This window comes from Proteiniphilum sp. (assembly GCF_040307845.1).
GTDB lineage: Bacteria > Bacteroidota > Bacteroidia > Bacteroidales > Dysgonomonadaceae > Proteiniphilum.
On sequence record NZ_JAWRIS010000018.1, the window covers coordinates 62176 to 78605 of the forward strand.

Sequence of the window (16430 nt, forward strand, 5' to 3'; positions counted from 1 at the left end):
AAATTACACTCTTGTGCAAAATTCACTCTAATCCTTTCAATTTAATTTTGTTAGGTTATCGCCTTTTTGGGTTAAAAAACAGGTATATATGGAAAATTTGAATACGGCGTTGGGCCTATTGGTCGTGGGGATAATAACTGTTTTTATCATTCTGTGGTTGGTTGTGGTGATTGGTAATCTGGTAATCCGTCTTACCAATCGTTTTATCCCGGTTGCGGCTCCGGCGGAGGGTAAATCCGAAAACAGGGGGGCTTCGGGAAAGAAAACAGAATCTAAGAAGTTAGCTGTTATTGTGGCTGCTGTAGATGCGGTGACACAGGGGCAAGGCAATGTGGATTCCATCGAGAAGAAATAAAAAATATATAAATATGGGAAGAGAGATAAAGTTTAGCCTGATGTACAGGGATATGTGGCAATCGTCCGGTAAATATGTTCCTACCGTGGAGCAGCTTAAGGAGGTAGCTCCTGCCATTATCGATATGGGATGTTTTGCCAGGGTAGAGACAAACGGTGGCGGGTTTGAGCAGATCAACCTGCTGTTCGGGGAAAACCCTAATAAAGCCGTACGTGAATGGACACAACCGTTTAATGATGCGGGCATACAGACGCATATGCTGGAACGTGGATTGAATGGAATACGTATGAGTCCGGTACCGGCCGATGTACGCAGATTGATGTTCCAGGTGAAAAAGAAACAGGGAACCGATATTGCCCGTTCGTTCGACGGACTGAATGATCCCCGTAATCTGGAGAATTCCATCAAGTTTGCCAAGGAGGCGGGAATGGTTGCCCAGGCTGCACTTTGCCTGACGGTATCGCCTATCCATACGGTAGAGTATTATACCGGATTGGCTGATACGCTGATAGGAATGGGCGCCGACGAAATCTGCGTCAAGGATATGGCAGGTATAGGCCGCCCTGCAAGTATCGGCAAGATCATCAAAAAAATCAAAGAGAAGCATCCTTCTGTTCTTATCCAGTACCACGGCCATGCCGGTCCCGGTTTCCAGATGGCCTCCATCCTCGAGGCTGCCTACGCCGGAGCTGAATATATAGATGTGGGTATGGAACCGCTCTCCTGGGGAACAGGCCATGCCGATGTGCTGGCGGTACAGGCCATGCTGAAAGATGCCGGTTTTGATGTGCCGGAGATCAATATGAAAGCCTATATGAAAGTGCGTTCACTTTCCCAGAAGTATATCGATGATTTTCTTGGTTATTACATCAACCCGAAAAACCGGTTGAACAACTCGTTGCTGATCGCACCCGGTTTGCCCGGAGGTATGATGGGCAGCCTGATGGCCGATTTAGAGAATAACCTCTCTTCTCTTAACAAATGGAAGAGAAAGCATGGACAGCCGGAGCTTACGCAGGATGACCTGCTGATCAAATTATTCGATGAAGTAACGTATGTGTGGCCCAAGATAGGATATCCACCGCTGGTAACACCATTCAGCCAGTACGTTAAGAACCTGGCGCTGATGAACGTGGTGCAGCTTGAGAAAGGCAAGGAGCGCTGGTCGATGATTGCCGACAATATCTGGGATATGATCCTGGGCAAGTCGGGTAAACTTCCCGGTGCACTGGCTCCGGAGATTGTGGAGATGGCGAAACAGCAGGGTCGGGAGTTTTATATCGGCGATCCGCAGGCCCTCTATCCCGACCAGTTGGAGGAGTTCCGTGCCGAGATGAAGAAAAATAACTGGGATTCGGGTCAGGATGATGAAGAATTGTTCGAGTTGGCCATGCATCCCGAGCAATACAGGGCTTATAAGTCGGGCGATGCCAAGCGGTCTTTCGAAGCTGACCTGGCAACTAAGAAAGCGGAAAAAGAAGCAACAGAGGCCCTTTCATCCTCAAAAAAGGAAACAAAGGCAGTCACTATCAACGGTGGGTTCCAACCCAGGACACTGGTAATCAATATCGACAATGAAGAATATGTGGTGAATATCTCCTATCCCGGGAACGGGGATGGAAATGGCGCTTCCCAGCCGCAGCCTGCGCAGACGGCAGCTCCAGTAAGCCAGCCGATAGCCGTAAATGCGGCACCTCCCTCCACCAACGGGCGGCTGAAAGAGGTGGTTTCGCCGCTGGAAGGAAAATTCTTCCTCACCAAAGACTCTTCGGAGACTGCGTTGAAAATAGGAGTTACCGTGCAGGCAGGCGATATCATCGGTTATATAGAATCGATGAAGACCTATAATGCCGTGGCAGCCGAAGAAAGCGGCAAAGTGACTGAAATATGCTTTGCCAACGGTGACGCAGTGGACGAAGATGACGTACTCATTAAAATGGCATAAGGAATGGGTGAAATTTTTGGGAGTCTGACAGAAATGACCGGGTTCGGTATCCTGGGATGGGATACCGTGTTGATGTGGGTGATTGCCTTTGTTTTGTTATACCTCGGTATTTTTAAACAATATGAACCGCTTCTTCTCGTTCCCATTGGGTTTGGTGTGCTGTTGGCCAACCTGCCCGGTGCAGGACTCGGCATAGTGGATAGTGCTTTGGTGCATAATGCCGACGGCAGTTATATGAATCTGCTTGAAATTGCTGATCAGCATGGTATTATGAATTTTCTTTACTATGCGTTGATCAAGACCGGTATACTTCCCCCGATCATCTTTATGGGGGTGGGAGCGCTTACCGATTTCGGTCCCATGCTGCGCAACCTGAAGCTCGCGCTGTTCGGCGGGGCAGCACAGATCGGTATCTTTTCCGTATTGATTGCCGCGGTTATTATGGGATTTACCTTGCCTGAAGCGGCTTCCCTCGGTATTATCGGAGGGGCTGACGGCCCGACCGCCATCTACACGACTATCAAGCTGGCACCTCATTTACTGGGGCCCATCGCCATTGCTGCCTATTCCTATATGGCGTTGGTGCCGGTCATCATTCCCGCGGTGGCTAAACTGCTGATGACCGAAAAGGAGTTCAGGATCCACATGAAGAAGATGGATAAGCAATATCCGCCCAAGCACGATATCAAGCACCTGAAAACAGTAAAGATTATTTTCCCGATCGTACTGGGACTGGTTGTGGCGGTTTTTGTTCCCTCTTCGGCGCCTTTGCTCGGGATGTTGTTGTTCGGTAACCTTGTGAAAGAGATAGGTACCAATACGAGCCGCCTTGCCGATGCCGCTTCGGGCCCTATCATGAACACGGCTACCATATTTTTAGGATTGACCGTAGGTGCTACCATGACGGCCGAAGTCTTCCTCTCGGGGCAGACGTTGGGTATTATCGTGGGCGGGTTCCTTGCTTTTGCTATTTCGGTAGCGGGTGGAATCCTGGCTGTGAAGGTAACCAATATGTTCTCGAAGAAAAAGATCAATCCGCTTGTGGGCGCTACCGGGTTAAGCGCCGTGCCTATGGCATCGCGCGTGGCCAATGAGGTGGCATTGAAATACGACAAGTCGAATCATATCCTGCAGTACTGTATGGCCAGTAATGTGTCGGGCGTGATCGGTTCAGCCGTGGCAGCCGGTGTGCTGATTTCGTTCTTAGGATAAGGATTGTATGGTTTTAATTCTACGGTGTGCGGCTCAATGGCCGCACACTCCCTTTCGGGGTTCCAGATCATCTTGTTCTGTTGCATATTTCCAAGGGTATTCTCATATTACCGGACGGGTCTCATTCCGGATCATTCTATTTTGTTGCATATTCTTTTCCGAGCCTAAAGGCTTTTATATTCATGTTGACCATTTCTTCACCTTTTCTTCCGAAGAACACTCCGATGGCTTTCTCCAACTCTTCTTCCTCTGCATGGCCGATTGTTTCATGGTCTCCATCAGTTCATCTTCATTCGGATAATGAGGAATATTCTTATGGGGTTCGGTTGCGGTCACAATGACACCTTCGGGTGCAAGGAAAGGAAGGTATCGGAGTGCCTCCATCGGTTCTATTGACAGGATCAGGTTTGCTTTGCCAAGCGGGATCAGATCCGAATAGATCTCTTCCGACGAGATCCGCAGGTGCGATTCCACCGCACCGCCGCGCTGGCTCATGCCATGCACTTCAGCCTGCTTCACATGCAGTCCCCGGTTCATTGCCGCCAGGTCTATGATCGCGGCGATGGTCAATATTCCCTGGCCTCCAACGCCTGCTATTATAATGTTTCTATGCATTTTTTTAAGAGAGTAAAGAGTAAAGAGTAAAGAGTAAAGAGTAAAGAGTAAAGACAGTAAATTATCACATTATCACATCATTTTCTGGCTGTCTGGATGCATTCCCGTTGTGAGATGATGACGGAGACGCCTTGGTAGTCGAGTTCTTCTTTCAATACCCTGCAGTTCTCATCGAGATTTTTTTTGAGGGGTATGATCGTCCGTATATGGTCTTCTTCTACTCCGATTCCTTTGCATATATTGTAAAAACGGCCTGTTCCCGCCGAATCCTGTCCTCCTGTCATGGCCGTAGTGCCGTTATCGGATATGATGACCATCATGGACGACCGGTCATTCACCGCATCCAATAATCCCGTCATGCCGGAATGGGTGAAAGTAGAGTCCCCTATTACGCATAGGGCCGGGCGTATTCCTGCATCTGCCGCTCCTTTTGCCATGGTGATGGCCGCACCCATATCCACACAGGTACTTATGGCGCTGTAGGGTGGTAACGCGCCCAGGGTGTAGCCCCCGATATCACCGAATACATGATGTTCGGGATACTCTTCCATTACGTGGTTAATGGCGTCGAACAGGTCCCTATGGCTGCACCCTTTGCATAGCATGGGTGGGCGGCCTGCTACGATAGTAGGTATCGTTCGTATTTCTCCGGTATCCACCTTCAGTGCTTTTACCAACAGGTTGGGAGAAAGTTCTCCCGTCCGGGGCAATGCCCCGTCTAACCGTCCCCTGAATTTTCCGTTCCCGAAGTAACCTTTCAGCAGTTCTTCGTATACCGGATATCCCTCTTCAGCAATAAGGATGTCTGGATATTTTTCGGTAAACCGGGAAATTATTTTTTCCGGAAGGGGGTATTGGGATATTTTCAGTACTGCTACCGGCAGGTTGTATGCTTTGATCACTTCCATCGCGTAATTGTTAGCGATGCCGAAGGCAATGACCGCTATGGTACCTTCTCCTTCGGTGGTCCGGTTAAAAGCCGATGATTCAGAAGCGTTGGCCAGTTCCTGTTGTTTTTCGAGCAGCCGCTGGTAATTTCTGCGGGCGTTTGCGGGCAGGAGTATCCATTTTCCCTTGTCGCCGGAAGGATGGAGTCTGTTTTGCTCCCGTGGCTCTCCGCGCAGGATCGCTGCGCGGGAGTGGGAGAGTCGTGTAGGAATTCTTACCATTACGGGCAACTCGGTTTTTTCCGACAGGTCGAATCCGTAACGTACCATATCATAGGCTTCCTGCTGGTGAGCCGGTTCCAGTACCGGGATCATGGCGAATTTGCCATATACGCGGCTATCCTGTTCGTTTTGCGACGAGTGCATCGACGGGTCGTCTGCCACTGCTACCACCAATCCTCCGTGTATACCTGTGACGGCAGCGTTCATGAATGCATCGGCGGCCACGTTCAGTCCCATATGTTTCATGCAGGTCAGGCTTCGTTTCCCCGCATACGACATTCCCAATGCAGCTTCGAAAGCCGTTTTCTCGTTTGTCGCCCAGGTAGACCTCACCTGTGGGGCATTCACCGTTTGCGACCGTTGTATAAATTCCGTAATTTCCGTGGAAGGGGTACCCAGATAAGCGTATACTCCCGATATTCCGGCGTCCAGGGCTGCTTGTGCAATGGCTTCGGCTCCCAGTAATAGTTGTTTGTGCATATCATTCTGTTCGGTTCCTGTAGATTATAAATTATGCAAAAACCTTACTCAATAGTGTGTTTTTATTATAAAAATAACGATTTAGGTTGCAAATATAGTGGAAGCTGAGGGAAATGCCAAACTGGTTGGGATTGTAAATCTTTATTTTATCAAAGAAGATGCTATAATTCTATCGACTATGACATAATCTCCTAAAAGATGAAAAATAATATTCCAGTGCTTATTTTTTGACAACAACCTTTTACCTTTTGGATTTATTTGTTTTACTGTTTCCCTCTCGGAGTAAGGTAAAACTTCTGCTAAATACTGAAGTGTTGATATGTCCTCATATAGACTTTTAAGGTAATTGTTTACTGCGTCTTGCGTGTATTTAGAAAGAATAAAATTTCCAATATTTTCTAAATCATTATATACTTCATTGCTGATAGCGATTTTATACAGTTTCATTTTTGTGGATATAATCTTCTAAATCACTAAAAAATGTATCTAGTGTAACACAATTACTCGGAAAATCTTCTGGCGTTACTGTCTTATGAAATTTTTTTAGAGAGAGATTATTTTCTTTCTTTCTGCTGAATTTAGTTTCTGGAATTGTTTTATAATCAGGGAGAGGGTCACTGACTTCATTTTGTTTTTTAGGGGGAGTGTATATTCTCTTTTTCATATGATTAAAATTATTGATTTTCAAATGTATCATATGGAACTCGCTTTTGATCATATTCTTGTGTGAGAACAATTATCATGCTCGTTTCATTTTCTTTAAAAACTATTATGTGCAAAAATAAGATATAAATATAAGAAAAACAAACGATAAGCATAAGAATATTCTTTAGAAAACACAAAAAAAGCGAACCTTTTCGGGCTCGCTTTTACTATATATATCGGTCTGCTTATTCTTCTGCGTCATGGTTACCGCCTCTTTCCGGGCGTTCACTTCTTTCAGGACGCTCAGGACGTTCCGGCCTTTCGGGACGTGGCAATAATACTTTGCGGGATAATTTGAATTTACCGGTTCTCGGGTCGATATCCATCAGTTTTACCTGAATCTTGTCGCCTTCCTTGATACCGGCATCTTCCACTTTTTCTAACCGTCTCCATTCTATTTCGGAGATATGGAGGAGTCCGTCTTTTCCGGGGAGGAACTCGACGAAAACGCCATAAGGCATTACCGAGCGGACGGTACCTTCGTACACTTCACCGATTTCGGGAATGGCTACAATACCTTTGATCTTTGCCATGGCGGCATCGATGGAGGCCTTGTTGTTGGCAGATATTTCCACACGTCCCTTGTTGTCGATTTCCTCAATGGTGATGACAGTTCCGGTTTCTTCCTGCATTCCCTGGATGATCTTTCCTCCCGGGCCAATTACGGCGCCGATGAAATCTTTCGGTATTTCGATCACTTCGATGCGCGGAGCATGTGGTTTCAGGTCGGCACGCGGCTCGGAGAGGGTCTCCATCATTTTGCCCATGATATGCTCACGGCCGGCTTTAGCCTGTGCCAACGCCTTTTCGAGGATCTCATACGAGAGTCCGTCTACTTTGATATCCATTTGAGTGGCGGTAATCCCGTCTTTGGTGCCGCACACTTTAAAATCCATGTCGCCTAAGTGGTCTTCGTCGCCTAAGATATCGGAAAGAACGGCAAAATTCTGACCCTTGTTTTCCGAGATCAATCCCATGGCGATGCCGCTCACCGGTTTTTTGAGTTTTATCCCTGCATCCATCATTGCCAGGGTACCGGCACAGACAGTAGCCATGGAAGATGAACCGTTCGATTCCAGGATATCCGACACCACGCGTACCACATAAGGATATCCTTCGGGGATCATCCGTTTGAGGGCGCGGTGCGCCAGGTTACCGTGTCCTATCTCACGACGACCCGTGCTGCGTTGCGGACGGGCTTCTCCGGTGGAGAAAGGAGGAAAGTTATAATGCAACAGGAAGCGGTCGGTACCGTGTATCAGCACGTCGTCTATAATTTTTTCATCTAATTTGGTACCCAGTGTGACGGTTGTCAGCGACTGCGTTTCACCACGGGTGAAGAGTGCCGAACCGTGCGGTCCCGGGATATAATCCACTTCGCTCCAGATAGGCCGGATTTCGGTGGAGCTACGCCCGTCGAGACGTTTTCCTTCATCCAGGATACAACGGCGCATTGCCTCTTTCTCTACATCATGGTAGTAGCGTCCCGAGAGCGCTTTCTTCTCTTCCCTTACCTCTTCGGGAAATGACTCAAGGAATTCTTCGAGGATCGCTTCAAAAGCTTCTATACGCTCATGTTTGTTGGGGTTCTGTGAGGAGGCAATCGCATAAGCCTTTTGATAGCATTTGTCCCATACCTGCTTACGGAGTTCTTCGTCGTTCTCCTCGTGGCAATAGGAGCGTTTTACCGTTTTGCCTGCCATTTCGGTCAGTTCCATCTGCGCACGGCAATGTTTTTTGATCTCTTCATGGGCAAATTTGATGGCATCGAGCATTTCCGCTTCCGATACTTCATTCATCTCTCCTTCCACCATCATGATATTGTCGATGGTGGCGCCCACCATGATATCGATATCGGCCTTCTGTAACTGGTTGAAGGTAGGGTTAATCATGAATTGTCCGTTGACACGTGCCACACGTACTTCGGAAATCGGCCCGTTGAAGGGTATGTCGGAAACAGCCAGTGCGGCAGAGGCCGCGAGTCCGGCCAGTGCATCTGGCATATCTTCACCATTGGAGGAGTAAAGGATGACATTCACAAAAACTTCGGCGTGGTAATCATCGGGAAAGAGTGGGCGCAGCGCACGGTCGATCAACCGGCTGGTCAGCACTTCCGAATCGGAAGGTCTTCCTTCACGTTTCAAAAATCCACCCGGAAAACGTCCGGAGGAGGCAAATTTTTCCCTGTATTCAACCTGTAACGGCATAAAATCGGTTCCGGGGGTTGCATCTTTGGCGGCACAAACGGTAGCCAGCAACATGGTGTCACCCATACGAAGGGTGACGGAGCCATCGGCCTGTTTTGCCACTTTCCCCGTTTCCAGCGTAATCGTGCGTCCGTCTGACAGCTCGATTTGCTTTACAATTGGATTTGTCATAAATGATAAGTTGTTATTTTCTTTGCATAAAATCCCCCAAAGGTACATAAAGTTTTGGTTTCTTGGTGCATTCGGGAGGATAAATTGAGCTTTGCGTACAAAATTGGCGATGATTGCGCATGTCAATGATTAGGATAATAGGGAAAAATGCAGATTTTTTGAAAAGTGTAATTTGTTATTGGTAATTTATATTGAAAAGTGTATATTTGTAGGATGAAATCATATTGAAAAGTGTAAACGGTGATGCTCTACAGGAAAATTGGCACATATATTGAAGATCATTTAAAGTCTGATTCAGACAGGATTTTAGTCCTTGAAGGAGCCAGACAGATTGGCAAGTCATACATTATCAGACAGATTGGTGAACGTCTATACGAGAATTTTATAGAACTCAACTTCGTGGAAGACGATGAAGGGGCACAACTCTTCAAGCACGTCCGCACCACGGAAGAGTTTTATCTGACGTTGAGCATGGTGGCCGGTGAAAAATTAGATAATGCCGATAACACACTGGTTTTCTTGGATGAGATACAACATTATCCACAATTTCTCACGATGCTTAAATTTTTGCGCCAGGAGCACCGTTACCGCTTCATCACAAGCGGAAGCCTGCTGGGCATCGCTCTCCGTTCCACCACATCTATCCCGGTGGGGAGCATTATCCGCAAAGAAATGTTCCAACTCGACTTTGAAGAGTTTCTCATCGCCAATGGATTCGGCAAAGATGCCATCGCTGTATTGCGGCAGAAATTCCGACAGAAAGAAAGCCTTGGCGAAGAGCAGCACCGCAAAGTGATGGACCTGTTCCGTCGTTATCTCCTTGTGGGCGGCATGCCCGACGCCGTGAATGAATATTTGTCTTCGCATAATATCGTGAAAGTGCGTGAAGTGCAAGAGTCCATCCGGGTGATGTACGGTGACGATGCGTCGAAATACGAACAGGACAACGGGCGCAACCTCTTGATCCGCCGCATTTACAATATGGTTCCGTCTCAGATGGAAAACAGGAAGAAACGTATCGTCGTGAAAGATATCCAAGGCCAAAAGGGGGATCGTTTCAGCCGTTATGAGGAGGAGTTCGAGTATCTTATATCATCCGGCATTACCATCGCCGTGCACGCCATTTCCAATCCACATTACCCCTTGACGGAATCTGTGCGGAAGAATTTGCTGAAACTATACCTGAATGATGTGGGCATGCTTACCTCCCGACTCTTTCATCATAACCTCCGTCCCGTGTTGGACGATGAAAAGAGTATCAATCTGGGAGCAGTGTATGAGAGTGTGGTGGCGCAGGAACTCAAAGCGCATGGCCACAACCTGTTCTATTATGACAACAGGCAAAAGGGAGAGGTGGATTTCTTAGTCGATGACTACGCCAACCTGAGCATCTTGCCCATAGAAGTAAAATCCGGCAAGGATCATACCATCCATAGTGCCTTGAACAACCTCCTATCCGTGGAAGATTATCATGTCCTGACCGGCTTGGTACTCTCCAATAAGAGGGAGGTGACAACCAAAGGCAAGGTAACTTATATGCCCATCTATTATGTGATGTTTCTTGATTCGACAGGCAGGAATGAAGAGGATATTTTCTTTTAATGTTGGTCAATACGTCTTAAAAATGTAGTGTACGTTGTCTTAAAAATGTAGTTTATTTTGTCTAAATTTTGTAGTCTGTAAAACAGTCACTATTTTTGCAAAATAAAATTTGTCGGCATGGTTTATAAAAAACGAATTATAGAACAGGAAATAACGAACAAACTCGCGGCTTCGGGAGCGGTTCTCGTTAAAGGTCCAAAATCATGCGGAAAAACCGAAACGTGCTTACAGTTTGCTAAAAGTGTGTTGCGCCTTGACCAAAACGAGCAGATTGAAGCTTTTATGGCTACTGATCCCAAGCGTTTGTTGCAGGGCGATACACCGCGATTGATTGATGAATGGCAAGAGCAGAAGAAAATCTGGAATTATGTGCGCCACGAAGTGGATGAACGCAAAGCAAAGGGACAATTTCTTCTTACCGGTTCCGCCAATCCGAATGATGATGTGAGGCTGCATAGCGGTGCAGGCAGATTTACCACCGTTGCGATGAATACAATGTCGTGGCAAGAGATGGGCTATTCCACGGGTCAAGTCAGTTTATCTGATTTGTTGAGCGGCAAAGTAGCGTCGGTTTACGATGAGGCGTTAACACTTGATATTATTGCGGAAAGAATGATTAAGGGCGGCTGGCCGGCATTGATAGACGAAAGTGTCGAAAATTCCTTGCTTCTCAATACTTCCTACATTGATTTATTGTGCGAAGTGGATGTGAGCAGGGTTTCGGGCGTAAAACGCGAGCCGCATAAAATCCGTTCGCTGTTGCGTTCCCTGTCTCGTAATGTAGCCACTTTGGTTGCAGACACGACATTAGAAAAGGATTTGAAATTAAATGAAAATCAGAATATTGCACGCTCAACAATCATAGATTATCTTGATGCTTTGGAGCGGTTGATGATTTTGTATGAGCAGCCCGCTTTCAATCCGTATATCCGCTCATCGGCTTCGCTCAGAAAATCGTCTAAAAGGCATTTGTGTGATGTTTCGTTGGCTATTGCGGTACTCGAATTAAACAAAGATGCATTGTTGGAAAACTTGTTGTTGACCGGATTTCTCTTCGAGTCACTCGTAACGCACGATTTGAATATATATGCACAAGCAAACAATGCGAAAGTATATCATTATCAAGATTCTTATGGATTAGAAGTAGATACGATTGTGCAAAAATACGGAGGAAATTATGCCGCTTTTGAAATAAAACTTGGCGTAGGATTTATTGATGAGGCTGCTGAAAATTTGGCTAAATTTGTGAAGAATATAGATACAAATAAAATGCAACTTCCCCAATCGCTCAACATTATCACGGGTACCGGAATGAGCTACCGCCGCCCCGATGGAATAAATGTCATTTCGCTTGCTTCGTTGGGAAAATAGTGGGAGGACGTGAGGCGGTAGCTTTTATACTGCGCACTCATGTCACAAACATATAAAAAGTTTATCAATTGAGCAACTTTCATTATCAAAATGATATACTTACAACGATAAAAAAGACGGGAATGCCTTGTGAAGGGCATTCCCGTTTCCCGGAAAAAGAATATAAATTTATTACTTGGTCTTTCTAAACGATGACTGAGTTATTGTAAAAAATCGTTTTTTCTTTTCCGTTACAAATCCTTTATTTATCGGTTACTTCCACGCGGCGGGCTTTGATAGTAAGTGCTTCCTGTCCCGAAGTCTTGGGATCTTTCCCTTCACCGGAGGTGGAGAGTCTTGCGGCGCTGACGCCTTGTTCCACCAGGTATTTCTTCACGGCCTCGGCCCTTCTGAGCGAGAGTCCGTCGTTATACGCATCGGGACCTCTGTGGTCGGTGTAACCGGTGATCTCTACATCCGTATTGTTGAATTCTTTCAGTACGGAGACGATGGTAGCCAGTTCATCGGCATACTTCTGGGTATCCACCTTGTCGCTGTCGAATGCAAAGTGCACGGCAGGCAGCGCGGGGAATGCCTTCACCACGGGGGCAGGAGCTGGTGCGGGTGCGGGCGTGGGAGCCGGTACCGGTGCCGGCGCGGGGGCCGGTTGCGGTTCATAATAAACCGGTTCGGTCCGTTTGTAGCTCTTGCCTAAGTTGATTTTGAGACCCACAAGCGCGTTGAAGTGCCAGTCGGGATTATCTGCTTTTTTCGAGTTGAAATGGTCGGAAAGCACGTTGGCATTACCTTCAAGGTTCAGTGCCACGGCGTCGCTCAGGCGGAAGTTGAATCCCAGTCCGAAGCGTCCTCCAAAGAAACCCTTGTTATCTTTCCAGAGGTATTCCAAGTCGTAGGTGCCTGTGTTAAGCGCGTTGGCGCCGTCGTTGTCAAACCCATAGGCATAAGCACCCCCACCAAAGAGATAGGGATTGACCGCGCGGTTGGGGTTGAATCCGGCAAACATGGCTGCCAGGTCGAGTACTACATCGATGTTCCCCTGCACAAATTTGAAATCATAGTCTTGTGAAGGAGCTACCCAACCCCCTTTACCCTGCCATCCGCTGGCGCCGAGGCGCATCCCGAAGACGGGGCTGAAGTTGTAACCCAAGTTCAGGGCAGCAGCGGGCGAGACCAGGTCCATAAACTTGGCTTCTCCCAATGTATGGGCTGCACCCCCTTGCAACTGCAGGTAGGCATACGGTTTGAAAACCGTCTTTCCCTCTTCCATGATTTGCCGCTCTTGTGCAAAAGTGGAAAGTGGCAAGAGGGTCACAATGAATAAAAGAATGATTAATTTTTTCATAAGCTATTTATTTTAGTGTAATGGATGAATAGTGGAAAAGAGGACACCCCCAAGGGTATCCTCTTTTAGCATATTCATAGCAAATAATGATATTTGCTTAGTTGCCTGTGCCGGCAGCCGGTTTCACGTTGATGGCCACAGTCTTGGTCGTTACACCCCACTTGTGTGTCACTGACACAGGAATGTAGAGAATCAGATCAGGATCTGTTGCATTCACATTGGCTCCTCCTTGATTTTCGAAAATCAATTCGCCATTGTTATAGCTGAGTGCATAGTTAACAGGCAATGCGCCGTTGGTAACACCTGCGGTGGGAACCAGGTTACCGTCGCTATCCTGCTTGAGGTTGGTCTTCACGTTAGCCGTATTGGTATCCCAAACAGCGGTTTGCACTTCGTAGTAAGCGTATAGTTCAACAGCATATTTCTGTTTTTCTGTAGGAGTAGCGAACGCTGATTCACGAACGACATAACCGTTCCAGTCGGTGAATGTCAAAGCGTCAGCGGTTTTAACCCTTGAGCCGTTGATTACGGCATCGGTGAAGGTACCGCTAAGTTTCGCGTCGATGTTGATCGGTTCAATGAATTTCACTTCAAATGCCTTCACTGACTTAACGATTTCACCTTCGCCACAGAGGTCTGCGGTGATTTTCACCGGCACATTCTTGCCTACCAAAGCTTTCGCCGGGGCCAATGGCAGTGAGTTCGGATTTGCTTCGGCTTCTGTACCGTTTTCGTCGAGTGCGATCACATATTCTTCCAAGGCATTTTTCTGGATTGTGGCAGCCAGCACATCATCACCACCTACAACAAAGTACAATTCAGTCTTGTCAACCGACAGTTTCAGGTTGTTTTTAGCGACCGAGTATTCGGTGGTACCGATGTAGTACTTGTAGTCTTTCAGTTTTTCTTCGTCGAATACGAATGCCACGTTGTTAGGAGCAAAGTCTTTCAGTGATGATTTGATGATCATCGCTTCATTAGAAGTGTATTTACCATCTTTATCCACGAAACCGTTTAACAGGTTGGCACGGATATTGGCGGTTGCGTTAGCCGGGCTGGCCGTTGCAGTTCCTGCGAAGTTGTACACCATCGGGTTCACCTTGAAGAGGTTGTAGCTTGTGCTCTGCCAGTAAGTGGCGTTATGTCCATACACGCTCAGTGTTGGCATGGTCACGGTGCCGGTCACCTTGATCTTCACGGTTACTTCACCATCTTCTCTGTCGCGGTAATATACATAAGCGGTCATCGGTTTGCCGTTTGCTTTAATCACGGCATCCTTGTCAACCACCCATGCGAATGGCAAGGTAACTTGGCCTGTCCAGTAAGGATCAAAGAATTCTTGTGCATAGCCCATATCTTCGAGAGGTTCTCCGTCAGCATCATAGAGTTGTCCGTCTAAGTAATAGTTATTGTGGAATTTCGTGCTTCCTTCAAACTTATTGTAGATATTGACATTCATCCATTCTACTTTCGGGCCGAATGCGGTACCTTCGCAGTTGAAATCAGCAGTCGTTTCGAATGTCAATTCCAACGCATCCTTCACTTCTTTCACGAACCTGATTTTGATATAACCTTCTCCGATTGCGCAACCTTCGGCATCAATCAACTGTACCCTTACGAGGGGCGTACGTCCGATGGCGGCAGTGCCGTCTGTACCGAACACTTTCGATTTGATGGTTCCCTTGTTGGCATCCAATAGGTTGATAAAATCCTGTTGGTTCGTTTCGTTGTTATCTTCTTTCCATACAATCGCTTTTCCGGTCGCGCCATCGATCAAGTCAAATTTGTACTTGAAGCCATAGTCTGCCGGTTCGATTATTTTACCATACCAAGTAACTGTGGACAGATAATCGATAAGATCCACCTGCTTGTCATACTGTACGTCGATCATATAGGGTTTATACTCCGCTTTCGCTAATTCAACCGTACTATAGTCCGGTCGATAGCTCCAATCAGGATCTATCCAAGAATAAGCTTCATAGTCATCTTCGTTACCTTTACGGTCGATTCCTCCAATATAATCACCATCAGCATCTACTCTTGCCCAGTCGGAAGTCACAGTAGCTTCCACACCGCTCACGCCATTCAGCGCCTTGTCGGAAAGCGGCACTTGCAAGGCAAGCATATCCATAAATTCACTCCATTCGTAGTTGCCTGGAGTTTGTTCCCTATCTTCAGGTCTTACTCCAATCATAGTGGGATCATCGAGTTCCAGTTCCACGGTCAAGATACCGTCTTTCAATGATACAAATGTGGCTTTCGGACCAATTTCGGCAGAACGGAGATCGTTAAAACGGTTTTCCTTGCCTTGGTAAGCAAACGTGATCTTCTCGGTGTTGATCATATCCTCGGTCACGCTGGAGGGGTTCATGTGATACTTCACCAACGTTTTGGGTTTTACATATGACCAATCAGCTTCTTCCCCTTCTTCAACTTCCACACAGGGAGACATGTACCACATGGTGGACACGGCGATGGCTTCTACCCCGTTCACGTAGTAGTCGGGAATCAGCACGAGGCTTCTCAATATCCTGTTGTTGTAGATGGTGATGGTGTCCTTATCTTCGCCTGCTTTCACACCTGCGAATATGACATCACCATTGGCTTCCACAACAGCGGTCATTCCACCCTCTTGTTTCCACTGCATGTCGGTCTTGGTCTTCACATCGCCTTCCACTTTATAGAAGTAACCGTCTACATTGGGTTCATAATAGATGCCAATGGTAGTGGAACCGGCTTCGCCGGGAGCACCGGGTTCGCCGGGAGCACCTTGTTCACCCTGTTCACCTTTTTCACCCTGTTCACCTTTATCGCCCTGTTCACCTTTTTCACCTTTCCAGGTATATTCGGTTTTCACGCCGTCGATGTACCAGAAACCGTCTTCATTGGCGGTAACCACCGATCCGGCTTTACCTTCAGCACCGGTAGCTCCGGTATCACCTTTTGCGCCGGCAGCACCATCCTTACCGTTTGTCAGGTTGTAAGTACCCTTATCGGTAACAACTGTCAAACCGTCAGCGGTTGATGTTACGCTTGTGATAACGGCACCGGCATCCACTTTTGACTTGAGGTCGTTCAAAGTGGTGCTAAGCCCAGCAATCTGTTTTTCCAGGTTGCTGATGTCATCATCATAGTCCTTACACGAAGTAACTGTGACAAATGCCGCAATTACCGCGAAGACTAACAACTTAAATAAATAACTTCTTTTCATACAATAAAAATTTAATAATAAAAATGAATTAAAATAATTGGTTTT

At 46.9% G+C, this 16430-nt stretch carries 10 protein-coding genes and 1 pseudogene; 5 read left to right on the forward strand and 6 right to left on the reverse strand.

Translation table 11 applies throughout. The annotated features are described in order from the left end of the window. Positions 1–88 precede the first annotated feature (88 nt). The 3 genes from ABV001_RS04010 (at position 89) to ABV001_RS04020 (ending at position 3512) form a co-directional block, all read left to right on the forward strand. The gene (locus tag ABV001_RS04010) at positions 89–355 is read left to right on the forward strand and encodes an OadG family transporter subunit (RefSeq protein WP_352421638.1); all 267 of its coding nucleotides are present in this window, start codon (positions 89–91) and stop codon (positions 353–355) included. Between the two features lie 13 nt (positions 356–368). Then, a complete protein-coding gene (locus ABV001_RS04015; RefSeq protein WP_352421639.1) occupies positions 369–2300 on the forward strand; it encodes a biotin/lipoyl-containing protein in 1932 nt (643 codons plus the stop codon). 72 nt (positions 2301–2372) lie between these two features. Further along, entirely contained in the window at positions 2373–3512 is a 1140-nt protein-coding gene (locus tag ABV001_RS04020) for a sodium ion-translocating decarboxylase subunit beta (RefSeq protein WP_502929846.1), read from the forward strand. A gap of 136 nt (positions 3513–3648) precedes the next feature. On the opposite strand, the pseudogene ABV001_RS04025 reads toward ABV001_RS04020, so the two are convergent. From ABV001_RS04025 to pnp, 4 genes and pseudogenes are all read right to left on the reverse strand, one after another. Next, positions 3649–4127: pseudogene (locus tag ABV001_RS04025) on the reverse strand (indolepyruvate oxidoreductase subunit beta). Positions 4128–4204: 77 nt separating this feature from the next. Beyond that, a complete protein-coding gene (locus ABV001_RS04030) occupies positions 4205–5776 on the reverse strand; it encodes a thiamine pyrophosphate-dependent enzyme (protein ID WP_352421641.1) in 1572 nt (523 codons plus the stop codon). A 433-nt stretch (positions 5777–6209) separates the two neighbouring features. Continuing rightward, a complete protein-coding gene (locus ABV001_RS04035; protein ID WP_352421642.1) occupies positions 6210–6440 on the reverse strand; it encodes a hypothetical protein in 231 nt (76 codons plus the stop codon). 226 nt (positions 6441–6666) lie between these two features. Further along, positions 6667–8859, reverse strand: coding sequence for a polyribonucleotide nucleotidyltransferase (pnp, locus tag ABV001_RS04040; RefSeq protein ID WP_352421643.1), 2193 nt, complete (start codon positions 8857–8859; stop codon positions 6667–6669). 243 nt (positions 8860–9102) lie between these two features. Between pnp and ABV001_RS04045 the strand changes: the two genes are divergently transcribed. After that, a complete protein-coding gene (locus ABV001_RS04045) occupies positions 9103–10461 on the forward strand; it encodes an ATP-binding protein (RefSeq protein ID WP_352421644.1) in 1359 nt (452 codons plus the stop codon). Positions 10462–10578: 117 nt separating this feature from the next. Beyond that, positions 10579–11832, forward strand: coding sequence for an ATP-binding protein (locus ABV001_RS04050; RefSeq protein WP_352421645.1), 1254 nt, complete (start codon positions 10579–10581; stop codon positions 11830–11832). Positions 11833–12073: 241 nt separating this feature from the next. On the opposite strand, the gene ABV001_RS04055 is transcribed toward ABV001_RS04050, so the two are convergent. Together ABV001_RS04055 and ABV001_RS04060 are read right to left on the reverse strand one after the other, a co-directional pair. Then, positions 12074–13174 carry an OmpA family protein gene (locus ABV001_RS04055; RefSeq protein WP_352421646.1) on the reverse strand — a complete coding sequence of 367 codons (1101 nt, stop codon included), beginning with the start codon at positions 13172–13174 and terminating at the stop codon, positions 12074–12076. Positions 13175–13271: 97 nt separating this feature from the next. Next, positions 13272–16385, reverse strand: coding sequence for a collagen-like triple helix repeat-containing protein (locus ABV001_RS04060; RefSeq protein WP_352421647.1), 3114 nt, complete (start codon positions 16383–16385; stop codon positions 13272–13274). Positions 16386–16430 lie beyond the last annotated feature (45 nt).